Here is a 22890-nt window from a genome sequence, read left to right on the forward strand (position 1 = left end):
ATCCGGTCCTCCTTTTTGTTTCAATTTATCATAGTGGGCTGTTTTATTGAATAACAAAAAGGAGCCTGGAGAAGAATAAAAAGCGATGCTGTGAAATAGGAGGAAACACATGATGTGTTGGAAGAAGGCGGGACGAATAGGAGTGCTGCTCTTTATGCTGTCCGGCTGTCAATCAGTTGAACCGTTACAACAAACACATGAAGCAGAAGCAGAAAGTCTATCAGCTGTTCAAATGAAGGAACTGCCATTTCAGCATGTGCATCTGCTTGTCCAATATGGACAGAAAAACGAATTATACGAAGCGACCTACCGTCAGGCAAGAGGCAAAGAGGAAGCAATCATTCGTGATCATATGAATGGGGCCCGCTATGAAGGAGAAGAAGCTTTGCGCGAGATGAAGATGAAGCTGAATGATATGTCGATTCCTAGTGCAAAGATCAATGAAGCGTATGTAAATGAACTATTAACTGCTTTTAATTTAGATGATGATTATCAGCGGATTCAGATCGATTTAAAGCTCGAGGATGGGACCAAACGTACATTCCAAAGGAAGAAATAAACGAGACTTTCTCATTTTTTAATTGAAAATGATTTTCAAGATCACTTAAATCTGATACACTAAATTGAGATAAGTGATCTTTTACGTCTGTACATAGACGATATTTCATATAAAAATTTGGATGAGAAAAGGAGCGTTTGAGCGGAATGAGTGCCATTTCTACTGAAGGTTTAAGCTTAGGCTACGGAGAAACAATGATCATCGATGAACTAAATGTATCAATCCCTAAGGGTGAAATCACAGTATTTATTGGCAGTAATGGATGTGGTAAATCCACGCTACTGCGCTCTTTGGCCCGGCTCATGAAGCCAATGGGTGGTTCTGTCCTGCTTGAAGGTCATTCCATTGCAAAATTACCAACAAAAGAAGTAGCGAAACAGCTCGCCATTCTTCCACAAGGACCAGAAGCGCCAGAAGGATTAACCGTGCATCAGTTAGTGAAGCAAGGCAGATATCCTTATCAAAATTGGCTGAAGCAGTGGTCGAAGCAAGATGAAGAAGCTGTGAACCGCGCATTGAAGTCAACAAAGATGGAAGATCTTGCTGATCGGACTGTTGATTCATTATCAGGTGGACAAAGGCAGCGTGCATGGATTGCGATGACGCTGGCCCAAGAGACCGATATTATTTTGTTAGATGAGCCGACGACATATTTAGATATGACGCATCAAATCGAAATTTTGGACCTCCTGTTTGATTTAAATGAGAAAGAGCAGCGCACGATTGTGATGGTTCTTCATGACCTCAATCTTGCATGCAGATATGCTCATCATCTTGTCGCGATTAAAGACAAGTCAATCTATGCAGAAGGTAGACCAGAAACAGTGATTAATTGTGATCTCGTGAAAAATGTCTTTGATATGAATTGCCAAGTGACAACAGATCCTTTATTTGGAACACCATTATGTATTCCGCACGGTAGAGGACGCTGTATTGTGCAGCAAGCGCAAGCTGAAACGTTTCTTGCTGCAAGATAATCGTATGTCAAAAGCCTGACATCTGTGTCTCACAGAGTCAGGCTTTTTTCTGAAAAAGGAGCGGAATATCAATGGGAAATGAATTAGATGAAAAGCTGGAAGGCTTGCTTGATAAATATACAGAGCTGCTGCTCGGTGAATCAACAGACGAGCTGAAACAAGATGTGAAACAATGGGTGATCTACTCCCATATCGCAAAAAGCATGCCGCCGCTAGCAAAGCATTTCAATGAAATGTATCCAGAAGCAAAAGAAGAAATCAAACACACGATTCAACGAATCAAACAGTTGAACGAGGCTCATCGCGCCAATAAAGACCGTTAAAAAACTGCCAGCAGCGTGTAGACAAACCCTCGCATTCTTTGTCAGTCCTGTGCGCTGGTGCTCACGAATGTTCAATTCGCTCCGCGCCAGTGCTCGTCCTTCCTAGACTGCAAAGGTTTTCTATCACGCTGAAAAGAAGACAAAGGGCTAAAATAAAAATCATTTTAGCCCTTTATCAACAATTGACTGCCAGCACTAGACTGGCAGTTTTTTTCTTATGACATTTGTGATGAACCGTACGGGGATTGATCTGTCAGTGTTTGCTGGAATTTTTGGTGTGCCTGCTGGAGCTTTTGCTGATCAGCGGCTTCAACAGAATACCAGCCATATCGGAACATGACATCATATAAATGTCTTTGTGTTTTCTGTGTTTCCAGTGCAATTCGCTGAATATCCTGATAAAGAGATTCATGACTGAATTCATTGAGCGCTGTGTTGTATCCACTTGTCATATATTTTTCAGTCGACAAGAGGTCTGTGACAAAATCACGATCGTTCATGTTGGTTGTTGTGGGAACCGGAGTTTGTGGATTCCCGATTTTTTGTTGGTTTTGCTGTTCCATGTTTTTTCCTCCTATTGCATAAAGCCAGTAGACTGGCCTTGCCCTGAGCTGCCTAAATGCTGAAGAATTTGTGTGTAATGCTGATGATGCATTTGCCCAACTTGATTTAATTCTTGTTTCAATGTTTGGTCCTGGCAATGCTCGGCCATAAAATGAGCCTTTTTCATGGCGATCAAATTCCAGTTGAGCATATCCTCTAAGTACAAGGAATCCTTCACTGAAATGACTTCTGGGGGCATATTCATTTGCTGATTGTTCAACTTGTGTTCCTCCTTACGAATTTGTTTCCTTACTGATTCTTTTTATATTGCTGATTTTGACTGGTTTTTTTCCCGCCTAGGTCTGCTTCCTGTGATGGACCTGCGTTTCCTTTTACACTTGCAGCACTAACGCCTGCTTTCGATGGGTTTTTCTTCAAACGAGACATGTGGACATCACCTCCATTCTTACAATTCCCTCTCATCTTTAATTCATACGCCGCAAAATAAGGCACACGAGAATGTGTAAATTTTTGAAATCTGCTATTGAACTGTTTCGGAAAATCTTTTAAGATAAAGAAAGAGGCATTGCTTTTTTTTGGACAAAAAATGAATGACTGTTCATTCAAAACGTTTAGGGGGATATTTATGGGCAAACATATTCGCAAGGCGGCTGTCATTGGTTCAGGTGTCATGGGCTCAGGCATTGCTGCACATTTAGCCAATATTGGGATACCAGTTACACTGCTAGATATTGTGCCAAATGAACTGACAAAGGAAGAAATGGCGAAAAAGCGGACGCTTGATCACCCTAGTGTTCGGAATCGATTAAGTCAAGAAGCGATGAAAAAATTGTTAAAGCAAAAGCCAGCACCTCTTACTTCAGCAAAAAACCTATCATACATCACACCGGGAAATCTCACAGACCACCTTTCCTTATTACACGATGCTGACTGGATCATTGAAGTCGTCACTGAAAAGCTCAGCATCAAACAACACGTATTCTCTCTCATCGACGAACACCGCAAAGAAGGAAGCATCGTATCAAGCAATACATCCGGTATTTCAGTTGAAAAAATGGCAGAAGGCCGATCAGATGATTTTAAACGCCATTTTTTAGGCACACATTTTTTTAACCCAGCTCGTTATTTAAAGCTCTTAGAAATCATTCCTATTCAAGAAACCGATCCAGAAGTACTGTCATTTATGAAAACATTTGGCGAGGATGTACTCGGCAAAGGTGTGGTTGAAGCAAAGGACACACCGAACTTTATTGCAAACCGCATTGGCACTTATGGACTTCTTGTCACAGTGCGTGAAATGCTTGAGAACAAATACACCATCGGAGAAGTGGATTCTGTCACAGGACCTCTCATTGGAAGACCGAAAAGTGCGACCTTCCGTACACTGGATGTAGTGGGACTCGACACGTTTTCTCATGTGGCACGAAACGTATATGAACAGGTAGAAGGAAAGGAAAAAGAGATTTTTCAGCTGCCTGAGTTTATTGAAAGAATGCTCGAAAAAGGATGGATTGGCAGCAAGGCAGGCCAAGGTTTTTATCAAAAAAATGGGAAGGTCATTTTAGAGCTTGACCCAGTGACGCTCACATATGGAGAACGCACAAAGCTAAATGATCCAGGCATTGAAATGGCGAAACAGCAAAAGGGTGCAAAAGCAAAGTTGAAAGCGCTTATTTATCAGGATGGCCGTGCAGGGCAACTACTTTGGAATATGACAGCTCCCGTACTTCTTTATTCAGCTCATCTAAAAGGTGAAATTGCGGATGATATTCAGTCTATTGATAACGCCATGAAATGGGGATTCGGCTGGCAGCACGGCCCATTTGAGCTGTGGGATGCAATAGGTGTCAAAAAAGCCGCTGAACGCATGGAAGCAGAAGGCCACAGTATTCCAACATGGGTGCAAGACATGCTGTCAGAAGGACACGAGACATTCTATCAAGAGAATGCTGATGGAGAGCGTGCGTTTTATCATAATGGGGCTTATGAACAGGAAAAAGGGAACGACAAACATATATCTTTAGCTAGATTGAAAAAGAAGCACGACGTCATCTTCAAAAATTCTGGTGCGAGCCTGATCGATATTGGTGATGATGTCGCCTTGCTCGAATTTCATTCTAAAAGCAATGCCATTGGACTAGATGTCATTGATATGATCAATCGCGCTGTTGATGAGACGGAAAAGAATTATAAAGGGCTTGTCATCGGAAACCAAGGGAAGAACTTCTGTGTTGGCGCAAACCTTGCCCTGATTTTAATGGAGGCACAGGACGACAATTTCTTTGAAATTGACTTTGTGATCAGACGCTTCCAGCAGGCAATGATGAAGGTGAAATATAGCAATCGCCCAGTCGTAGCCGCACCATTTGGGATGACATTAGGAGGCGGAACAGAAGTTTGTCTGCCGGCAGCAGCTATTCAGGCGTCCAGCGAAACTTACATGGGACTTGTGGAAGCGGGAGTTGGACTGATTCCAGGAGGCGGCGGAAACAAAGAGTTATATCTTCGTCACCTGCAAGGATCAGCGAAGCCGTCGCAGACGGCTATACAGGATGCCACGCTGAAAACATTTGAAACAATTGCAATGGCAAAAGTATCAACTTCAGCTGAGGATGCGCGGGATATGAACATGCTCCGCGTGAGTGACCGGATCAGTATGAACGGGGATCACCTGATCTATGATGCAAAACAACTGGTGCTCTCTCTTGATGAAGCCGGTTATCGTGCGCCGCTCAAGCAAAAGGTGCCGGTCATGGGAGAAACAGGCTATGCAGCGATGATTTTGGCTGCTGAAAATATGAGACTGTCAGGATACATTTCAGAGCATGACATGACCATTGTAAAAAAATTAGCTCATGTCATTTCCGGCGGGAAACTGCCATTTGGAACAGAGGTAGAGGAGCAATACTTATTAGAGCTTGAAAGAGAAGCCTTTTTAAGTCTTGTAGGAGAAGTGAAATCACAGGCACGTATGCAGCACATGCTCGTCAAAGGAAAACCTTTACGTAACTAAGGGGGAGTCAAAATGAGAGAAGCAGTCATTGTCGCTGGCGCAAGAACACCAGTAGGGAAGGCGAAAAAAGGATCGTTAAAACATGTCCGGCCTGATGATATGGGCGCATTATGTGTAAAAGAAACGTTAAAGCGTGCCGGTGAATACGACGGTCAAATAGATGATTTGATCATTGGCTGTGCAACGCCAGAAGCAGAGCAGGGGTTAAATGTGGCCCGGAATATTGGGGCATTAGCAGGATTGCCTTATACGGTACCTGCCATCACCATAAACCGTTACTGCTCGTCTGGACTTCAATCTATAGCTTATGCGGGTGAACGTATTATGCTCGGGCAGGCAGACACGATTTTAGCCGGAGGAGTCGAATCGATGTCACAGGTGCCGATGATGGGGCATTCCATTCGTCCAAATGCTCTCTTGGCAGAGCAAGCACCTGAATACTACATGAGCATGGGGCACACGGCAGAGCAAGTGGCGCAAAAGTATCAGGTCACACGTCAAGATCAGGACGCCTTTGCGGTGAGGAGTCATCAAAAGGCAGCAAAGGCACTTCAAGAAGGAAAATTTTCAGATGAAATTGTGCCTGTTGATGTAACAGAGCGACGGGTAGGTGAGCAATATCAATTAGAAGAGCATCAATTCACGTTCTCACAGGATGAAGGTGTGAGAGCAGGCACAACGGAGGAGATTCTTTCCACTTTGCGTCCGGCTTTCTCAACAAAAGGCACGGTGACCGCAGGGAACTCGTCTCAAACAAGTGACGGGGCTGCGTGTGTGATGATGATGGACCGCGAGAAAGCATCCTCACTTTCTCTTCAGCCGCTCGCTAAATTCAGAGCATTTGCTGTTGGCGGTGTACCGCCTGAAGTGATGGGGATCGGTCCGGTTGAAGCCATTCCGCGTGCGCTGAAAATCGCTGGACTTGAACTGAAGGATATTGGCCTGTTTGAATTAAACGAAGCGTTTGCCTCTCAGGCAATTCAAGTCATTCGTCATTTAGGAATTGATGAAGAAAAGGTAAATGTCAATGGCGGGGCAATTGCGCTCGGACATCCGCTCGGCTGTACAGGAACGAAACTAACGCTGTCACTGATTCATGAAATGAAACGGCGAAACGAGCAATTTGGCATTGTCACAATGTGTATCGGCGGGGGCATGGGAGCAGCAGGCATTTTTGAATTGATCTAAAGGGGGAAATCAGGATGAAAGCATTGGAAGATGTAAAAAAGGGTGGAAGCTTTTTAATTGATGAGACGAATTATGAGCATATTTTTACACCGGAGGATTTCTCTGATGAACATCAAATGATTGGAAAAACAACAGAGGATTATATTTTACAAGATGTGGTTCCGCATATAGATCAAATTGAAAACCATGAGTTCGAGCATTCGGTTAGGCTTCTCAAAAAGGCTGGTGAGCTTGGACTTTTAGGAGCCGATGTGCCTGAGGAATTCGGCGGGCTTGGATTAGATAAAATCAGTTCAGCTATCATTACTGAAAAATTCGCTAGAGCAGGAAGCTTCTCACTTTCCTATGGTGCTCATGTCGGTATTGGTTCTCTGCCGATCGTGCTCTTCGGGAATCAAGCGCAAAAGGAAGCGTACCTGCCTGGACTCGCCTCTGGTGAAACCATTGCGGCGTACGCACTTACTGAGCCTGGATCAGGTTCTGACGCTCTTGGAGCAAAAACAACGGCAGTTCTGAATGAAGCAGGTACCCATTATGTCCTCAATGGAGAAAAGCAGTGGATCACAAACTCCGCATTTGCCGATGTCTTTGTTGTGTATGCGAAGATTGATGGTGAACACTTCTCTGCTTTTATCGTCGAAAAGGATTTTCCAGGTGTCAAAACGGGGCCTGAAGAGAAAAAGATGGGTATTAAAGGATCATCGACAAGAACGTTGATTCTTGAAGATGCCCAAGTACCGAAGGAGAATTTGCTCGGTGAAGCCGGCAGAGGTCATGTGATTGCGTTTAACATTTTGAATATTGGGCGCTATAAGCTGGCAGTCGGCACAATCGGTGCATCCAAGCGCGTCATTCAATTGTCGGCAGAATATGCGAACCAGCGTAAGCAGTTCAAAACACCAATTTCTCGATTCAGCTTAATTGGTGAAAAAGCAGCCAATATGTCAGCAAAGCTCTATGCGATGGAAAGTGCTGTTTACCGTACGGTTGGATTATTTGAACAACGGATGGGGCTCTTAAGTGATGAAGAGCAAAAAGACGGCAAACAAATTGCCCAATCCATTGCGGAATATGCGATTGAATGTTCTCTCTGTAAAGTGCTTGGCTCTGAAACGTTGGATTATATTGTGGATGAAGGCGTGCAGATTCACGGCGGATATGGATTCATGCAAGAATACGAGGTCGAAAGAGCCTATCGCGACTCGCGAATTAACCGGATTTTTGAAGGGACAAACGAAATCAACCGTTTGCTTGTACCAGGTACATTCTTGAAGAAAGCGATGAAAGGAGAGCTTCCGCTGCTTCAAAAAGCGCAAACCTTACAGGAAGAGCTAATGATGATGATGCCGGAAGAGCCAGGCGATCAGCCGCTCGATCAAGAAAAATATTTGCTCGCCCATGCGAAAAAGATCGCCTTAATGGTGGCTGGTATGGCAGCTATGAAATACGGGAAAGCCTTAGACAAAGAGCAAGAAATTCTTGTGAACATAGCCGATATCGTCAATGAAATTTTTGCTGCTGAATCAGCGATTCTGCGTACAGAAAAGGCAATCGCTGCAACAGGGGCAGAAAAGAATGAACAAAAGCTTGCTTACACACAAATTTTCACGCAGGAAGCTTTCTTAAAGATTGAAGCCCATGCAAAAGAATCCTTGATTGCGATGGAGGAAGGAGATTCACTCCGTATGAGCCTGTCAGCCCTTCGCAAGCTGACACGATTTACGCCGATCAATGTCATCGCCAAAAAGCGCGAAGTGGCAAAACGAATCTTTGAAGCAGAGAAATATATTGTATAAGGACGGCTGAAAAGGTGCGGATATCACTCCGCACCTTTTTGTAAGCATACATTTAGGTTTTTAAAATATTTTGTGATAAAATGTTGTCACAATTTGCAGGAGGTGAAAATGGTGGCTTTAGATTTTTACGAATACCCATCTTGCGGTACATGCCGAAAAGCAAAAAAGTGGCTGGAAGCACACAATAAAGACATCAACAGCATACATATCGTCGAAGAGACGCCTGATAAAGAAACATTAAAAGCCCTTTACGAAAAAAGCGGTTTAGAGCTGAAGAAATTCTTTAATACAAGCGGACAAAAATACCGGGAGCTGCAGCTGAAAGATCAACTTCCTGCAATGTCAGAGGACGAGCAGCTAGAATTACTCGCGTCTAACGGAATGCTGATTAAGCGCCCGATTACAACAGACGGAAAACGAGTCACGGTAGGATTTAACGAAGATACATTTAAAAGCGTCTGGAAATGATGTAACTTTCATTCAGATTGTGGTATCTTCAATATAGATTGTAAGAAAAGACTGGAGGGGTATTGAATGAGCACACCAAAAGATTTACGTTATTCAGAAGAACATGAATGGGTCAAAGTAGAAGGAGATAAGGTGCGTATCGGTATTACGCATTTTGCTCAATCTGAGCTGGGCGATATCGTGTTCGTTGAGCTTCCTGAAGTAGGAGACAAAATCACAGCGGACGAGCCTTTCGGAAGTGTAGAATCAGTGAAAACCGTTTCTGAACTTTATGCACCGATCAATGGCACAATCGTTGAAGTGAACGATGAGCTGGATGACAGCCCAGAATTCGTCAACGACTCTCCATACGAAAAAGCATGGATGATCGTGGTAGAACCAGCTGATGCTTCTGAAATTGAGAACTTAATGACGGCTGAGCAATATGAAGAAATGACAAAAGAAGACTAATTCATGAGAAATTGGACACTCTACCTTTATGGGGGGTGTCCAATTTGTCTTTTCAAAAAGAACACGTGGATATAACAGAGCATGTCACTGGACGATTCAAAGAAAGCGGCATGGTGCTTTATCATCAAAATGAAGAGATTGGTACGATGATTAGTGAAAACCAATATGAGCTGAAATCGGGATATTCCTATGATCAAAATCGTTTTTATCGTTTAACGGATACATTGACCGATGGGACAGAAAAATATGTTGACTGTGACGATGAAAATGGCTGGTGCTAATCACAGATGAGACTGCAGTGAACAGAAGCTGCAGTCTTTTTGATGACGAGGCGCTCAATCTTTACAACCTGAATGAAAGATTGTAATCTAAGGAAGAAGTGAATCAACGTCAAAAGGGCCGGGTGATCGTGATGAATGTCGAGATAGAAAAGGTCATCATTGTAGAAGGTAAAACAGACAAACAAAAGCTAAAAGAAGTCATAAGTGAACCTGTTACCATCATTTGCACCAATGGCACGATCAGTACATCGAAGCTGGATCAGCTTGTGGACGATTTAGTGGGGAAAGACGTTTACATATTAGCTGACAGTGACGATGCAGGCGACAAACTGCGGAAGCAATTTCGAAAAGAATTCCCTGAAGCACTTCATCTTTTTGTCGACAGAACGTACCGCGAAGTGGCCGCTTCACCGTCAGCCCACATTGCATCTATCCTATTAGCTGCAAACATTGATGTTCATTCGAAATATTTATGAGGGTGGACGTATATGAAAGAGATTGAAGAACACGAATTCAAGGAGATAGAGGACGATTTATTTCTTTTATACTTATATACACCGTTTTGCGGAACATGCCAGCTGGCAAAGAAAATGCTGGCAGTCGTAGACGCCATGCAGCCGGATGTACCATTTTACGAAAACAATTTAAACTATTCACCAGGCTTTGCGAAAGCATTTGAAATCGAGAGTGTTCCTTGCTTTCTCATGTTTAAAAAAGGTGAATTGGTGCAAAAAGGCTATGCCTTTCACTCAGTTCCATATCTTCATGAAATGATTGAAACCGCTAAATAAAGCGGTTTTTTGTCATATTTCAAGAAATTCATTTGAAAATTTGTCGAGTTATTTATAAAGGACAAGCCGATGTTTGTAGAGAAATGTTATGTATAACCAAATGACAGGGAGGTTATACATGTGGAAAATGTGAAAGCCCATGGTAACACAGGGCAGCGTTTATTATTAAAGCCGCTGCTCTCATCATCATCCTTGAAGATTACATTTGAGGCGGAAACTGACTCTTGTACATTGATTGTGGATGAACGTGGTGAAGTGAAGAAACTACCTGCAATTGAGTTATCGGATCTCATCTTTTATGGTGAGAGGAAAGAGATTCTTCAATTATTAGATGGAGATATGTCCTTACAGCAGTTAATCAGCAGGGGACAAGTCAAAGTGAAAGGGTCATTCCGTGCGCTCCTTAGACTAGAGGCAGTGCTTTGGCTGACGAACGGTTTTTTTCGAAAAATGATAACGTAGTTGTTTACTTGGAAATTAGCGATTTACAGCGTTGACATATCTCGGGTAGCATGATATCCTACGTTAGTAAAAACATGAACATCACATAAAACAACATATTTTCTCTTATTAAGAGAGGTGGAGGGACGTGCCCTATGAAACCCGGCAACCGTCAGCATAGCTGAAATTGGTGCCAATTCACTCAAAGCCGCAGCGCTTTGAAAGATGAGAGAAAGGCGTAATTGACATAAAAGGCCTTTCTGCTTGCGTTGCAGTTAGGTCTTTTTTACTGACCTGGCGCCAGGCTAGAGTCATGACAGAAAGAAGAATAAATAACGTATGTGATGGAAACCTATAGATTCAGCAAGAAAGCAGGTGATCAGACTGTGATCCATTTACAGAATGTATCAAAAACGTACCATTCAAAAAGCGGAAATGTTGATGCCGTGAAAGACGTCAACTTGGATATTGATAAAGGTGAAATATTCGGAATTATCGGGTATAGCGGTGCAGGGAAAAGCTCGCTTATTCGCCTATTAAACGGTCTGGAGCTGCCAACAGAAGGAATTGTTGAAGTGGCAGGCAACCGGATCAATGAAGTATCGAATGCGAAACTTCGGAAAGCAAGACAAGAAATCAGCATGATCTTCCAGCACTTTAATTTACTTTGGTCAAGAACGGTGAGACAAAACATTATGTTCCCGCTTGAGATCGCAGGTGTACCGACATCTAAACGGAGAGAGCGTGCGAATGAACTGATTAAATTGGTCGGTTTAGAAGGAAAAGAAAATGCATACCCGTCTCAGCTAAGTGGCGGGCAAAAACAGCGTGTCGGCATTGCGAGAGCATTAGCGAATGATCCAAAGGTTCTTCTATGTGACGAAGCGACATCTGCGCTAGATCCGCAAACGACTGATTCGATCCTTGAGCTTTTGGCGGATATCAATAAACGGTTAGGGCTCACGATTGTGCTCATTACACACGAAATGCACGTCATTCGCAAAATTTGTCATCGCGTCGCGGTCATGGAAAATGGACGCATTGTCGAAGAAGGCGAAGTATTACGCGTCTTCAGACAACCGAAGGAAGAAATGACGAAACGATTTGTGAAACAGCTTGCAGAACCAGAGGAAGCGAAAGAAACAATCGAGCACGTCTTAGAACGAGTAAAAGAAGGTCAGGTCGTACGGTTGTCCTTTATTGGAGACTCTGCCGAGCAGCCGCTGATCACTGAAATCATTCGATCCTTCAATGTCAATGTGAATATCCTTCAAGGGAAGATTTCTCAAACGCAGGAAGGCGCGTTTGGAACACTCTTTATCCACATTAATGGAGAAGAGACTGAGGTAGAAAAAGCCATCGCCTATATCCAAAGCAAACAGGTTGAAATCGAGGTGATGACACATGTTTGAGAAATGGTTTCCGAACGTTGATTTAGACGTCATCTGGAGTGCAACAGGTGAAACGGTGTATATGACACTGATTTCATTGGCATTTGCCTTTGCAATCGGGATTATCTTAGGGCTCCTGCTCTTCCTTACAGGAAAAGGCGGTCTTTGGGAAAATAAACCGATAAATGCTGTCATCGGCGCTGTCGTCAATATTTTCAGATCGATTCCTTTTATCATTTTAATTATTTTATTACTAGGGTTTACGAAATTCTTAATGCATACGATTCTTGGCCCAAATGCAGCACTCCCTGCCCTTGTCATAGGGTCAGCTCCATTCTATGCACGTCTTGTCGAAATTGCACTGCGTGAGGTAGATAAAGGAGTCATTGAAGCAGCACGATCAATGGGAGCAAAAACGTCGACAATCATTTTCAAAGTATTGCTGCCAGAATCATTGCCAGCCCTTATTTCAGGTATTACCGTAACAGCAATTGCTCTGATTGGCTCTACTGCGATTGCAGGTGCAATTGGAGCAGGCGGACTTGGTGACCTCGCCTATGTGGAAGGGTACCAATCTGGTAATACAGATGTCACACTTGTAGCTACTGTGTTTATTCTCATCATCGTCTTTATTATTCAAATAATCGGTGATTTGATTACAAATAAAATTGATAAACGTTAAGGGAGGATTTATTCATGAAGAAATTGATTTTAAGTGCACTATTTCTAGCATTTGCAGGTATTTTAGCTGCGTGCGGTTCATCTAATAACGCAAGTGAAAGCAAAACCATAACGGTTGCCGCTTCAAAAACGCCGCATGCCGAAATTCTTGAAGAAGCAAAACCACTTCTAAAAGAAAAAGGCTACGATTTAAAAGTGAAAGTGCTTAGCGATTATAAAATGTACAACAAAGCGTTAGCTGAAAAAGAAGTGGATGCGAACTTTTTCCAACATATCCCTTACTTAAACGAAGAAAATAAATCAAACAAAGATTATAACCTAGTGAGTGCTGGTGCGGTTCACCTTGAGCCTTTCGGTATCTACTCTAAGAAATACAAATCAGTAAAAGATATTCCAAACGGCGGCACAATCATCATGACAAACAACGTAGCTGAACAAGGCCGTATGCTTGCCCTGCTGCAAAATGCTGGTGTCATCAAGCTTGATCCGAAGGTTGATACAATTAACGCAACAGTAAAGAACATTAAAGAAAACCCAAAGAACCTAAAATTCAAAAAAATTGCGCCTGAATTAACTGCAAAAGCTTATGAAAACAGTGAAGGCGATGCTGTATTTATCAACGTCAACTATGCGATCCAAAATAAATTGAATCCGAAAAAAGATTCAATCGAACTTGAGCAAACAAAGAACAACCCATATGCAAACATCGTTGCGGTTCGCAAAGGTGACGAAAAATCAGATAAGATCAAGGCACTAATGGAAGTTCTTCACTCTGATAAAATCAAAGAATTCATCGACAAAAAATATGACGGTGCAGTATTGCCTGTATCTGAATAACAACATTTCAACCTCGCTTCTATCAAAGCGAGGTTTTTTGTGTATTTTTTCAAATCTCGCTCATAATAAAAACGTACAAAAGACCTAAAGACCTGAAGGGATGGAATCAAGATGAATGAACAGCATATGAGCGGATCCATGCAGCAATCACTGACTGATTATAAAACCGCAATGGGTGAATTCCAGAAGAAAATGCCGGTGTTTGGAAAGAAATTCAATGAATTTACGGAGCAGTGCTTCCAAAGCGATTCATTAACGCAAAAGGAAAAACAAATGATTGCCCTCGGTATCAGTATTCATGCGCAGGATGAATACTGCATGATTTATCATACAAAAGGAGCGCTCGATCAAGGGGCGACAGAAGAGAATTTGCTGGAGGTTGTCAGCGTGGCGGCAGCTTTTGGCGGCGGGGCAGCACTAAGCCAAGGAATCACTGTCGTTCAGCAATGTATTGATGAATTTGGAGGACAGACGCATTAAGGGAAGCAAAACACGGTATTTTTCCATCTCAGGGAGTTGAGCGCTTCTCATCCGATTGTGTGAGAAAATATGCCATCATAAGGTGTCATACCCCTTTTGAGTGAAGCCGCATACGTTTGCTACAATAAAGCTACACTCAAGGAAGGGAATGGTTTATTATTTGTTCGGACCATAGTACACTGGGATTGGATTATACCGCCGAGATGGAAAAGGCCATGCATCAAGCTCATGGCATGAGCTATGCAGAGTACGAAAGAGACCATGACTTAAGGATGAAAGTGGAATATAAACGAGAGCAGTCCTATCGAGATGAGAAAAGACAGCTCGCAAAAATGAATATACGAGGCTAATAATAGCTGAGGGGCGGGGAGAACAGTTTCCCGCCCTTTCTTTATGAAAACAGTCTTTTCGACATAAATCCTTTTATCTACCTGCTTTTTTTGTTAGAATTTTGAGAGCATCCTCTCACGCTTATCGTGAATGTGTTGTATTCAGTTTTAATTTGTTATAAAATTAGAATGAGAATAAATTGAGAATAATGATTATTTTGGAGGTATCGATATATGACTGCTTCGACATTAACAATTAAGGACTTGCACGTTGAGATTGAAGGGAAAGAAATCTTAAAGGGTGTAAACCTCGAGATAAAAGGTGGAGAATTCCACGCAGTAATGGGACCAAACGGAACAGGTAAATCTACTTTATCTGCTGCCATTATGGGTCACCCTAAATATGAAGTAACAAAAGGCAGCATCTTGCTTGATGGCGAAGATGTCCTTGAAATGGAAGTAGATGAGCGCGCTCAAGCTGGTCTTTTCCTTGCGATGCAATACCCATCTGAAATCAGCGGTGTTACAAATGCTGACTTCCTTCGTTCTGCAATTAACGCACGCAGAGAAGAAGGCGATGAAATCTCTCTTATGAAATTCATCCGCAAAATGGACGAAAACATGGAGTTCCTTGAAATGGACCCAGATATGGCACAGCGCTACCTAAACGAAGGTTTCTCAGGCGGGGAGAAAAAACGCAACGAAATTCTTCAATTAATGATGATTGAACCAAAGATCGCCATCCTTGACGAAATCGATTCTGGTCTTGATATCGATGCCTTGAAAGTTGTTTCTAAAGGAATTAACAAAATGCGCGGCGAAAGCTTCGGCTGCTTAATGATCACTCACTATCAGCGTCTACTGAACTACATCACACCAGATCACGTTCATGTCATGATGCAAGGTCGTATCGTGAAATCTGGCGGACCAGAACTCGCGCAGCGTCTAGAAGCAGAAGGCTATGACTGGATTAAAAAAGAGTTAGGAATTGAAGACGAAACTGTTGGTCAAGAAGCGTAAGCGTTAGGAGGATTATTGATGACATTAGAAACGAAATTATCAGTAGATCAAGATTATGTCAAAAGCTTCTCCGAGAAGCATCAGGAACCGGCATGGATGAGCTCCCTTCGCTTACAGGCTCTTGAAAAAGCAGAAGACCTCCCAATGCCAAAGCCTGACAAAACGAATATTTCAAAATGGAATTTAACGAATTTCAAACAGCATACAGTCGAAAGTGCGCCATTTGGATCATTAGAAGAGCTTCCAGAAGAAGTGAAATCTCTGATTGATTTAGAGGACACAGATAAGACAGTTTACATTCAGCGTGATCAAACGCCGGCCTATTTGTCTCTTTCAGCTGAAGCAAAAGACAAAGGTGTGATCTTCACTGATCTTCATACAGCGATTCGTGAGCATGGAGATTTAGTGAAACAATACTTCATGACAGATGCAGTGAAAGTGGATGAGCATAAACTAACAGCTTTACATGCTGCTTTAGTGAATGGCGGAGCTTTCCTCTATGTACCGAAAAACGTAGAGCTTGAAGCACCAATTCAAGCTGTTTATCTTCATGAAAATGATGAAACGACTTTGTTCAACCATGTCATCGTCGTAGCAGACGATCATAGTGCTGTGACATATGTAGAAAACTACATCAGTACAGCAAAACCGGAAGAAGCGATCTTCAATATCGTTTCTGAAGTGTTCACAGGCGCTAACGCCCGCGTCACATACGGTGCTGTAGATAACCTTGCAGAAGGTGTCACAGTATATGTGAACAGACGCGGTATGGCAAATGGCCGTGACAGTAAAATCGAATGGGCGCTTGGCCTGATGAATGATGGAGACGTCGTGTCTGAAAACATCACAAAACTGATGGGCGACGGTACATTCGGTGATACGAAATCAGTTGTTGTCGGCCGAGGAAACCAAACAGAAAACTTTACAACAAGCATCATCCACTTCGGTAAAAACTCTGAAGGGTATATCTTGAAGCATGGTGTGATGAAGGATCAAGCATCCTCTATCTTTAACGGAATTGGTAAAATCGAGCATGGCGCAACAAAGTCAAATGCAGAGCAGGAATCACGTGTCCTCATGCTGAGTGAGAAAGCACGCGGTGACGCAAACCCAATTCTTTTAATTGATGAAGATGATGTGACAGCAGGGCACGCCGCTTCTGTTGGACGTGTTGATCCAATTCAATTGTACTACCTCATGAGCCGCGGGATTTCCAAAGAAGATGCAGAAAGACTTGTGATTTATGGCTTCTTAAATCCAGTTGTGAAAGAACTGCCGATTGAAGGAGTTAAAAAGCAGCTGATTTCTGTGATTGAAAGGAAAGTAAAATAATGAATATCAAAGACGTTCGTGAGCAATTTCCAATCCTTCATCAGCAAGTGAACGGACATGATTTGGTGTATTTGGACAGTGCAGCGACTTCTCAAAAACCAAGAGTGGTCATTGATGCAATGAATGAGTATTACCGGTCTTACAACTCGAACGTCCACCGGGGTGTTCATACCCTTGGCACAAAAGCAACGGACGCATACGAGGGTGCGAGAGAGAAAGTTCGTGCATTCATCTGTGCTTCATCTGTCCAGGAGATTATTTTTACTAGAGGTACAACAACTGCACTAAACACAGTGGCGATCAGCTATGCTAGAGCCAACCTCAAAGAAGGCGATGAGATTGTCATTACGCATATGGAGCATCATGCGAATATCATCCCTTGGCAGCAAGCGGCAAAAGCAACTGGCGCCACATTGAAATACATTCCGTTACAGGAAGACGGCACGCTATCGCTTGAAGATGTGAAGCAAACGATCACACATCAAACGAAAATTGTCGCAGTCACACATGTCTCAAACGTATTAGGAACCATCAACCCGATTAAAGAGATCGCCAAAATTGCCCACGATCATGGGGCAATCATTGTCGTCGACGGTGCGCAAAGCACCCCGCACATGCAAATTGATGTTCAGGATCTAGATTGTGACTTTTTCGCATTCTCTGGGCATAAAATGTGTGGACCGACTGGCATCGGTGTGCTTTACGGGAAGAAGGACCTTTTGAATAATATGGAGCCTGCTGAGTTTGGCGGTGAAATGATCGACTTTGTGGATCTATATGATTCTACATGGAAAGAGCTGCCGTGGAAATTTGAAGCGGGAACACCGATTATTGCTGGAGCAGTTGGACTAGGAAAAGCAATTGACTTCTTAAATGACATTGGTATGGAGGAAGTCAGCCGTTACGAGCATCAGCTTGCGACTTACGCGCTTGAGCGCTTTAAAGAGCTTGACGGTGCGACTGTTTATGGACCGCAGCACCGAGCTGGGCTTGTGACGTTTAACTTAGACGACGTCCATCCGCATGATGCGTCAACTGTTCTGGATACGGAAGGTGTCGCCATTCGTGCTGGACACCACTGTGCACAGCCGCTCATGAAATGGCTTGGTGTATCAGCGACTGCAAGAGCAAGCTTTTATCTGTATAATACAGAAGAAGAGATTGACCAACTTATTGCAGCGCTCCGTAAGACAAAGGAGTATTTTACGAATGTCTTTTAATGTAAATTTAGACACACTGTACAGACAAGTGATTATGGATCATTATAAAAATCCGAGAAACAAAGGTGTACTAAACGACAGCATTGTCGTCGATATGAACAACCCAACGTGTGGTGACCGTATTCGTCTTACGATGAAAATCGAAGACGAAAAAGTCACGGATGCGAAATTTGAAGGAGAAGGATGCTCGATTTCGATGGCATCTGCCTCTATGATGACGCAGGCGATTAAAGGGAAAGATATTGAAACAGCTTTGAAAATGTCTCAGATTTTCTCCGATATGATGCTAGGAAAAGAATACGACGATTCCATTGATCTTGGTGACATTGAGGCGCTGCAGGGAGTGGCAAAATTCCCTGCCCGCATCAAATGTGCAACATTATCCTGGAAGGCGCTTGAAAAAGGCGCATCTGCCGAAGATAACGGCAAATCATAAGATTGGAGTGAAAATGGATGGCTAAAAAAATGCCAGATGTTGGTGAATATAAATACGGCTTTTCTGATAAAGACGTTTCCATTTTCCGTTCAGAGCGCGGACTGACAAAAGAGATCGTTGAAGAAATTTCTCGTATGAAAGAAGAGCCTCAGTGGATGCTCGACTTCCGTTTGAAATCTCTTGAGCACTTTTACAACATGCCGATGCCACAATGGGGCGGAGATTTAAATGCATTAAATTTTGATGAAATTACGTACTACGTAAAGCCATCAGAGCGCTCTGAGCGTTCTTGGGATGAAGTACCAGAAGAAATCAAACAAACCTTTGATAAGCTTGGTATCCCAGAAGCAGAGCAAAAATATTTAGCTGGTGTATCTGCTCAGTATGAATCTGAAGTTGTGTATCACAACATGAAGCAAGACCTTGAAGATCTAGGAATTGTGTTTAAAGATACAGACAGCGCATTAAAAGAGAACGAAGACATCTTCCGTGAGCACTGGGCAAAAGTCATTCCTCCGACTGACAACAAATTTGCTGCGCTTAACTCGGCTGTATGGTCTGGTGGTTCATTTATCTACGTACCAAAAGGCGTAAAAGTAGATACTCCACTTCAAGCATACTTCCGTATCAACTCTGAAAACATGGGTCAGTTCGAACGTACACTGATCATCGTTGACGAAGGCGCACATGTGCATTACGTAGAAGGCTGTACAGCTCCAGTTTACACAACAAACTCACTTCACAGTGCGGTTGTTGAAATCATCGTCAAAAAAGGCGGCTACTGCCGTTATACAACGATTCAAAACTGGGCAAACAACGTCTTCAACCTTGTGACAAAACGTACAGTATGTGAAGAGAATGCAACAATGGAATGGATTGATGGAAACATCGGTTCTAAGCTGACAATGAAATACCCAGCGGTCATCCTAAAAGGTGAAGGTGCTCGTGGTATGACATTAAGTATTGCCCTAGCAGGTAAAGGTCAGCACCAAGATGCAGGTGCGAAGATGATTCACCTTGCACCAAACACATCTTCAACAATCGTATCGAAATCGATTTCCAAACAAGGCGGTAAAGTAACATACCGCGGAATCGTTCACTTCGGACGCAAAGCAGAGGGTGCACGCTCAAACATCGAGTGTGATACACTCATCATGGATAACAAATCAACGTCTGATACGATCCCTTACAATGAAATCTTAAACGACAACATTTCATTAGAGCACGAAGCGAAAGTATCAAAAGTATCAGAAGAACAGCTATTCTACTTGATGAGCCGCGGAATTTCTGAAGAAGAAGCAACAGAAATGATCGTCATGGGCTTCATCGAGCCATTCACAAAAGAATTGCCAATGGAATACGCAGTTGAAATGAACCGTTTGATTAAGTTTGAGATGGAAGGTTCTATTGGTTAATAAAAAACATTGATACACAACGCTTTTTGAAGGCATTTAATTTCGAGTGATACCACTTGTTAATTAAGCCTTCATGGCGTTGTGTTTTTTTATGTGAATGTGGAGAAGCATACAGTGTTCATCATCCTCAACAAATGGCTCTTACTCACATTCATGGTGAAACGACAGATGTATTTAATTCGTGAAACCAGGTCCACCCCTCCAATATCATCATCATTAAAGCCATCATATTTTTCTGTTGAATTAACTTTTTTCTAAACGAACATAAATACTTGCAACATTCAAATTAGTACTGTATAGTTCTAATTATGACAAAGGTAAAATTAATGAATCAAAAACGTGTACTTGAAGTAGCTGCAACATTATTTTTGGAAAAAGGGTTTGCTTATACAAGTATGGATGAATTGGTACGTGTAAGCAAAGTATCAAAGTCTAATGTGTATTATCACTTTTCTAATAAGGAGGAATTATTAGAAGGGGTCGTTGATTATTGGATTGATATGTATCAAGCTGCAATAGACGACGTAATGTCTCAGACCCAATTTTCAGTTGAAGATCGTATCCAAATGTTTTTAAAGCAATTATCACAAGGCGTTCAGTCGAGAGAGTATCAGGGAGGCTGTCCATTTATTACTCTTTATATTCAAAGTCCTGCACAGGCCACGCAAATAAAAGAAAAAATAGGTTTATTTTTTACAGGATTACAAAAGAAAGTTTCTCTATTACTGAAACAAGGTGTAGAGAACGGGGAATTCAGAGATACGATTCAGATTGATGAGGTGGCATCACTTTTTATTACAAATCTTGAAGGAGCGTTATTTATTTCAGAAACATTGAAGGATGCCACTGTCATCACAAAAACAGCAGATCATTTATTTAACTTGCTTCGATAAAGAAGCATTTTTTTTACATCAAATTAGTACTGTTTAGTACTAAAAAGGAGATTTCATATGAAAACAGTATTTTTAACAGGTGGAACAGGCTTTATTGGAAAGCAATTAGTTGAAGAACTAGTGAAAGAGGATGTGAACATTCTTCTTTTAGTGAGGTCGAAAAGTAAAGCAGCACGTAAGTTTCAAGAAAGAGGCATCTTACAACAGGAAGTGATGCACTTTGTTGAAGGTGATTTGACGAAAATAGATTTAGGTCTAAGTCCTGAAGATAAAGAGAGCGTATTGAAGACGGATGTGATGATTCACGCAGGAGGCCCTATGGATATTCAAGCGACAAGTAAAAAGGCAGCTTCCGTCTTTTTAAATGGCGCCAAATATATTGGTGAATTGGCTAAAAATATTCATCAATTGAAGGGCTTGCAGCATTTTATTCATGTTGTCGGTTATATGAGCCCCTTTGATGATGAAAATAGCAAGATTGCAATTGATGTGTTTAAAGAAGGAAACGATTATTTGAAAATCAAAAATCCATATGAGAGAACAAAATTTTTAGCAGATCTTTATATCCGTCAACAAGCATCAGCTGTCGGTTATCCGCTGTCTGTCATTAATCCGCCAACTGTGGTCGGCAGTAGTAAAACAGGGAGTACAGAGCAGATAGCAGGATTAGGATTGCTTGTGACAAGTATGCGAAGAGGGCTTATGCCAGTGATTCCTGGAGGTAAAGGATATAGGCTGCCACTGATTTCAAACGATGAGTTTGCGAAGTTTATTGTGCAGGTTTTCAAGATGGAGCAGCCGGCTATTCAAACATATACACTTGTTGAAGACAAAGAGCAAGATCAGAACATTGCTGAATTATTAAGTATGATGTCGGAAAGTATGAATATGAGAGCACCAAAAATCTCTGTCCCAATGCCGTTTATGAAAGCAATAATGAAAAGTGGAGTAAGTAAAATAACAAACATTCCTTCTGATGGACTCAATTTTATGACTAAACGAACATTTTCAAATGCTTCAGTGAAAAAAATGATGGGGGGAGATTGGTTTAAGAGGACGAGTGTCATGAACTTTTTCCCTGCCGTAGTAGCTGATCTGGATTATCGCATGATGGATCAACATGGTGAGCATCATCATGTATTTGAGCGAACATTATGCGATAACAATACCCTTTACCAATTACAAGGAGAGGGGAAGCCGTTTATTTTATTACATGGTTTATTGAGTGATGGAGAGGATTTATTTCCTTTAGCACAAGAGCTTCATGAAAAAACGGGTCAGCCTGTATGGATCTTGGATCTTCCAGGTTTGGGGCGTTCTCCTTTTAAACGAGAGAAACATCTTCTAGATATCTATTTGAATGTAGTGAAAAAGGTATTAGAGAAAGCGGCTCATGGTGCACATCTAATCGGCCATTCATTCGGTGCGTTTATTCTACTGAAAGCGCTAGGACAAGGGTACATAGATAAGAAGTATTCAATCACTTTACTTCAGCCGCCAGTTGTCAAAAGAAATGCTAAATCGCTAAATGTTCCACAATGGATGAACAAATGGTCATTAAAATTAGCAACTCCTAAAATGATAGAGCGTTATTTATTAAGTAATGGTTTGTTTGAAAGGACGGAGAACATCCCTGAACATTATATTGAAAAAATCAGACACAGTTTTACGTCTCCTAGGATTTTAAATACGACGGTTCAGCTTAACCAGTTACTGTTGAAAAACGATCAAGATGATTTCAATAAAGCAACAAAGCATAATCTTCACATGATTTGGGGGGAGTATGACAAAGGCTATTCTGCTCCATTGTATCTTGGTCAGGTTGATTTAGTTCCGTATGGCCATCATTTTCCTATTAGCCATCCGAGTGAAACGGCAGCATTGATCATAAAAAATAGTATACTAGCAGATGAGAGATAAAAAGAGTTGTATTTTCTTAGCCTTGACTGTGATGTGGGCACACCTACAAAACACCCTTAAAATTAGATGGCAACGCTAATTATTT

General features: G+C 42.0%; 27 protein-coding genes and 1 riboswitch. Of the genes, 24 read left to right on the forward strand and 3 right to left on the reverse strand.

Features of this window, described 5'->3' with window-relative positions:
* Window positions 1-112 precede the first annotated feature (112 nt).
* The 3 genes from EV579_RS13175 (at window position 113) to EV579_RS13185 (ending at window position 1859) form a co-directional block, all read left to right on the forward strand.
* Window positions 113-559: a YusW family protein gene (locus EV579_RS13175; protein ID WP_025094132.1), complete on the forward strand. Its 447-nt coding sequence runs from the start codon at window positions 113-115 to the stop codon at window positions 557-559.
* Window positions 560-705: 146 nt separating this feature from the next.
* Window positions 706-1536 (forward strand): ABC transporter ATP-binding protein, encoded by an 831-nt coding sequence (locus tag EV579_RS13180; RefSeq protein WP_008347057.1) that lies wholly within the window; start codon window positions 706-708, stop codon window positions 1534-1536.
* Between the two features lie 71 nt (window positions 1537-1607).
* Window positions 1608-1859: a YusU family protein gene (locus EV579_RS13185; protein ID WP_122632051.1), complete on the forward strand. Its 252-nt coding sequence runs from the start codon at window positions 1608-1610 to the stop codon at window positions 1857-1859.
* Window positions 1860-2074: 215 nt separating this feature from the next.
* On the opposite strand, the gene EV579_RS13195 is transcribed toward EV579_RS13185, so the two are convergent.
* Genes EV579_RS13195 through EV579_RS13205 form a run of 3 tightly spaced genes read right to left on the reverse strand, consistent with a single transcriptional unit; the run spans window position 2075 to window position 2849 of the window.
* Window positions 2075-2422, reverse strand: a complete 348-nt coding sequence (locus EV579_RS13195; protein ID WP_024423410.1) for a spore coat protein — start codon at window positions 2420-2422, stop codon at window positions 2075-2077.
* Window positions 2423-2433: 11 nt separating this feature from the next.
* Window positions 2434-2667: a hypothetical protein gene (locus tag EV579_RS13200; protein ID WP_224426662.1), complete on the reverse strand. Its 234-nt coding sequence runs from the start codon at window positions 2665-2667 to the stop codon at window positions 2434-2436.
* Between the two features lie 44 nt (window positions 2668-2711).
* On the reverse strand, window positions 2712-2849 hold the full coding sequence (locus EV579_RS13205; protein ID WP_003212904.1) for a YuzL family protein: 138 nt from the start codon (window positions 2847-2849) through the stop codon (window positions 2712-2714).
* 199 nt (window positions 2850-3048) lie between these two features.
* On the opposite strand from EV579_RS13205, the gene EV579_RS13210 reads away from it, so the two are divergent.
* The 21 genes from EV579_RS13210 to EV579_RS13305 all read left to right on the forward strand — a co-directional run bounded on the left by EV579_RS13210 (window position 3049) and on the right by EV579_RS13305 (window position 22805).
* On the forward strand, window positions 3049-5436 hold the full coding sequence (locus tag EV579_RS13210; protein ID WP_122632052.1) for a 3-hydroxyacyl-CoA dehydrogenase/enoyl-CoA hydratase family protein: 2388 nt from the start codon (window positions 3049-3051) through the stop codon (window positions 5434-5436).
* Window positions 5437-5448: 12 nt separating this feature from the next.
* Window positions 5449-6624: an acetyl-CoA C-acetyltransferase gene (locus tag EV579_RS13215; protein ID WP_024426007.1), complete on the forward strand. Its 1176-nt coding sequence runs from the start codon at window positions 5449-5451 to the stop codon at window positions 6622-6624.
* Between the two features lie 14 nt (window positions 6625-6638).
* Entirely contained in the window at window positions 6639-8420 is a 1782-nt protein-coding gene (locus EV579_RS13220) for an acyl-CoA dehydrogenase family protein (RefSeq protein ID WP_025094137.1), read from the forward strand.
* A 111-nt stretch (window positions 8421-8531) separates the two neighbouring features.
* On the forward strand, window positions 8532-8888 hold the full coding sequence (locus tag EV579_RS13225; protein ID WP_024423406.1) for an arsenate reductase family protein: 357 nt from the start codon (window positions 8532-8534) through the stop codon (window positions 8886-8888).
* Between the two features lie 66 nt (window positions 8889-8954).
* Complete coding sequence (gene gcvH, locus EV579_RS13230; protein WP_008347039.1) at window positions 8955-9338, forward strand: glycine cleavage system protein GcvH; 384 nt, start codon at window positions 8955-8957, stop codon at window positions 9336-9338.
* 44 nt (window positions 9339-9382) lie between these two features.
* Window positions 9383-9619, forward strand: coding sequence for a YusG family protein (locus EV579_RS13235; RefSeq protein WP_024423405.1), 237 nt, complete (start codon window positions 9383-9385; stop codon window positions 9617-9619).
* A 131-nt stretch (window positions 9620-9750) separates the two neighbouring features.
* Window positions 9751-10095 carry a toprim domain-containing protein gene (locus tag EV579_RS13240; RefSeq protein ID WP_024423404.1) on the forward strand — a complete coding sequence of 115 codons (345 nt, stop codon included), beginning with the start codon at window positions 9751-9753 and terminating at the stop codon, window positions 10093-10095.
* Between the two features lie 12 nt (window positions 10096-10107).
* Window positions 10108-10410, forward strand: a complete 303-nt coding sequence (locus EV579_RS13245) for a thioredoxin family protein (RefSeq protein ID WP_041088351.1) — start codon at window positions 10108-10110, stop codon at window positions 10408-10410.
* Window positions 10411-10530: 120 nt separating this feature from the next.
* Window positions 10531-10872, forward strand: a complete 342-nt coding sequence (locus tag EV579_RS13250; protein WP_024423403.1) for an SCP2 sterol-binding domain-containing protein — start codon at window positions 10531-10533, stop codon at window positions 10870-10872.
* Window positions 10873-10974: 102 nt separating this feature from the next.
* Window positions 10975-11083: riboswitch (SAM riboswitch) on the forward strand.
* A gap of 154 nt (window positions 11084-11237) precedes the next feature.
* Entirely contained in the window at window positions 11238-12263 is a 1026-nt protein-coding gene (locus tag EV579_RS13255; protein WP_024426004.1) for a methionine ABC transporter ATP-binding protein, read from the forward strand.
* A complete protein-coding gene (locus EV579_RS13260; protein WP_024423401.1) occupies window positions 12256-12924 on the forward strand; it encodes a methionine ABC transporter permease in 669 nt (222 codons plus the stop codon). Before EV579_RS13255 ends, EV579_RS13260 begins: the two co-directional genes overlap by 8 nt.
* 14 nt (window positions 12925-12938) lie before the next feature.
* The gene (metQ, locus tag EV579_RS13265; protein WP_024423400.1) at window positions 12939-13760 is read left to right on the forward strand and encodes a methionine ABC transporter substrate-binding lipoprotein MetQ; all 822 of its coding nucleotides are present in this window, start codon (window positions 12939-12941) and stop codon (window positions 13758-13760) included.
* A gap of 111 nt (window positions 13761-13871) precedes the next feature.
* Window positions 13872-14240: a carboxymuconolactone decarboxylase family protein gene (locus EV579_RS13270; protein WP_003212803.1), complete on the forward strand. Its 369-nt coding sequence runs from the start codon at window positions 13872-13874 to the stop codon at window positions 14238-14240.
* A 215-nt stretch (window positions 14241-14455) separates the two neighbouring features.
* On the forward strand, window positions 14456-14590 hold the full coding sequence (locus EV579_RS19295) for a YuzK family famiily protein (RefSeq protein WP_254965641.1): 135 nt from the start codon (window positions 14456-14458) through the stop codon (window positions 14588-14590).
* Between the two features lie 213 nt (window positions 14591-14803).
* Window positions 14804-15589, forward strand: coding sequence for a Fe-S cluster assembly ATPase SufC (gene sufC / locus EV579_RS13275; protein ID WP_007500355.1), 786 nt, complete (start codon window positions 14804-14806; stop codon window positions 15587-15589).
* Between the two features lie 18 nt (window positions 15590-15607).
* The gene (gene sufD / locus EV579_RS13280) at window positions 15608-16921 is read left to right on the forward strand and encodes a Fe-S cluster assembly protein SufD (protein WP_024423399.1); all 1314 of its coding nucleotides are present in this window, start codon (window positions 15608-15610) and stop codon (window positions 16919-16921) included.
* Complete coding sequence (locus EV579_RS13285) at window positions 16921-18141, forward strand: cysteine desulfurase (RefSeq protein ID WP_133744593.1); 1221 nt, start codon at window positions 16921-16923, stop codon at window positions 18139-18141. Before sufD ends, EV579_RS13285 begins: the two co-directional genes overlap by 1 nt.
* Window positions 18131-18577, forward strand: coding sequence for a Fe-S cluster assembly sulfur transfer protein SufU (gene sufU / locus EV579_RS13290; RefSeq protein WP_012011181.1), 447 nt, complete (start codon window positions 18131-18133; stop codon window positions 18575-18577). Before EV579_RS13285 ends, sufU begins: the two co-directional genes overlap by 11 nt.
* 17 nt (window positions 18578-18594) lie before the next feature.
* Window positions 18595-19992 carry a Fe-S cluster assembly protein SufB gene (gene sufB, locus EV579_RS13295; protein WP_007500362.1) on the forward strand — a complete coding sequence of 466 codons (1398 nt, stop codon included), beginning with the start codon at window positions 18595-18597 and terminating at the stop codon, window positions 19990-19992.
* Between the two features lie 326 nt (window positions 19993-20318).
* Window positions 20319-20885 (forward strand): TetR/AcrR family transcriptional regulator, encoded by a 567-nt coding sequence (locus EV579_RS13300; RefSeq protein WP_041115746.1) that lies wholly within the window; start codon window positions 20319-20321, stop codon window positions 20883-20885.
* Between the two features lie 57 nt (window positions 20886-20942).
* Window positions 20943-22805, forward strand: a complete 1863-nt coding sequence (locus tag EV579_RS13305) for an alpha/beta fold hydrolase (protein ID WP_133744594.1) — start codon at window positions 20943-20945, stop codon at window positions 22803-22805.
* The last annotated feature ends 85 nt before the right edge of the window (window positions 22806-22890 follow it).

The organism is Bacillus sp. BK450 (assembly GCF_004364885.1).
GTDB lineage: Bacteria > Bacillota > Bacilli > Bacillales > Bacillaceae > Bacillus > Bacillus safensis.

Coding starts and splice junctions, on each gene's coding strand:
- EV579_RS13175 (WP_025094132.1), top strand. CDS start 113: ATGTGTTGGAAGAAGGCGGGACGAATAGGAGTGCTGCTCTTTATGCTG.
- EV579_RS13180 (WP_008347057.1), top strand. CDS start 706: ATGAGTGCCATTTCTACTGAAGGTTTAAGCTTAGGCTACGGAGAAACA.
- EV579_RS13185 (WP_122632051.1), top strand. CDS start 1,608: ATGGGAAATGAATTAGATGAAAAGCTGGAAGGCTTGCTTGATAAATAT.
- EV579_RS13195 (WP_024423410.1), bottom strand. CDS start 2,422: ATGGAACAGCAAAACCAACAAAAAATCGGGAATCCACAAACTCCGGTT.
- EV579_RS13200 (WP_224426662.1), bottom strand. CDS start 2,667: ATGAATATGCCCCCAGAAGTCATTTCAGTGAAGGATTCCTTGTACTTA.
- EV579_RS13205 (WP_003212904.1), bottom strand. CDS start 2,849: ATGTCTCGTTTGAAGAAAAACCCATCGAAAGCAGGCGTTAGTGCTGCA.
- EV579_RS13210 (WP_122632052.1), top strand. CDS start 3,049: ATGGGCAAACATATTCGCAAGGCGGCTGTCATTGGTTCAGGTGTCATG.
- EV579_RS13215 (WP_024426007.1), top strand. CDS start 5,449: ATGAGAGAAGCAGTCATTGTCGCTGGCGCAAGAACACCAGTAGGGAAG.
- EV579_RS13220 (WP_025094137.1), top strand. CDS start 6,639: ATGAAAGCATTGGAAGATGTAAAAAAGGGTGGAAGCTTTTTAATTGAT.
- gcvH (WP_008347039.1), top strand. CDS start 8,955: ATGAGCACACCAAAAGATTTACGTTATTCAGAAGAACATGAATGGGTC.
- EV579_RS13240 (WP_024423404.1), top strand. CDS start 9,751: ATGAATGTCGAGATAGAAAAGGTCATCATTGTAGAAGGTAAAACAGAC.
- EV579_RS13245 (WP_041088351.1), top strand. CDS start 10,108: ATGAAAGAGATTGAAGAACACGAATTCAAGGAGATAGAGGACGATTTA.
- EV579_RS13260 (WP_024423401.1), top strand. CDS start 12,256: ATGTTTGAGAAATGGTTTCCGAACGTTGATTTAGACGTCATCTGGAGT.
- metQ (WP_024423400.1), top strand. CDS start 12,939: ATGAAGAAATTGATTTTAAGTGCACTATTTCTAGCATTTGCAGGTATT.
- EV579_RS13270 (WP_003212803.1), top strand. CDS start 13,872: ATGAATGAACAGCATATGAGCGGATCCATGCAGCAATCACTGACTGAT.
- EV579_RS19295 (WP_254965641.1), top strand. CDS start 14,456: ATGCATCAAGCTCATGGCATGAGCTATGCAGAGTACGAAAGAGACCAT.
- sufC (WP_007500355.1), top strand. CDS start 14,804: ATGACTGCTTCGACATTAACAATTAAGGACTTGCACGTTGAGATTGAA.
- sufD (WP_024423399.1), top strand. CDS start 15,608: ATGACATTAGAAACGAAATTATCAGTAGATCAAGATTATGTCAAAAGC.
- EV579_RS13285 (WP_133744593.1), top strand. CDS start 16,921: ATGAATATCAAAGACGTTCGTGAGCAATTTCCAATCCTTCATCAGCAA.
- sufU (WP_012011181.1), top strand. CDS start 18,131: ATGTCTTTTAATGTAAATTTAGACACACTGTACAGACAAGTGATTATG.
- sufB (WP_007500362.1), top strand. CDS start 18,595: ATGGCTAAAAAAATGCCAGATGTTGGTGAATATAAATACGGCTTTTCT.
- EV579_RS13300 (WP_041115746.1), top strand. CDS start 20,319: ATGAATCAAAAACGTGTACTTGAAGTAGCTGCAACATTATTTTTGGAA.
- EV579_RS13305 (WP_133744594.1), top strand. CDS start 20,943: ATGAAAACAGTATTTTTAACAGGTGGAACAGGCTTTATTGGAAAGCAA.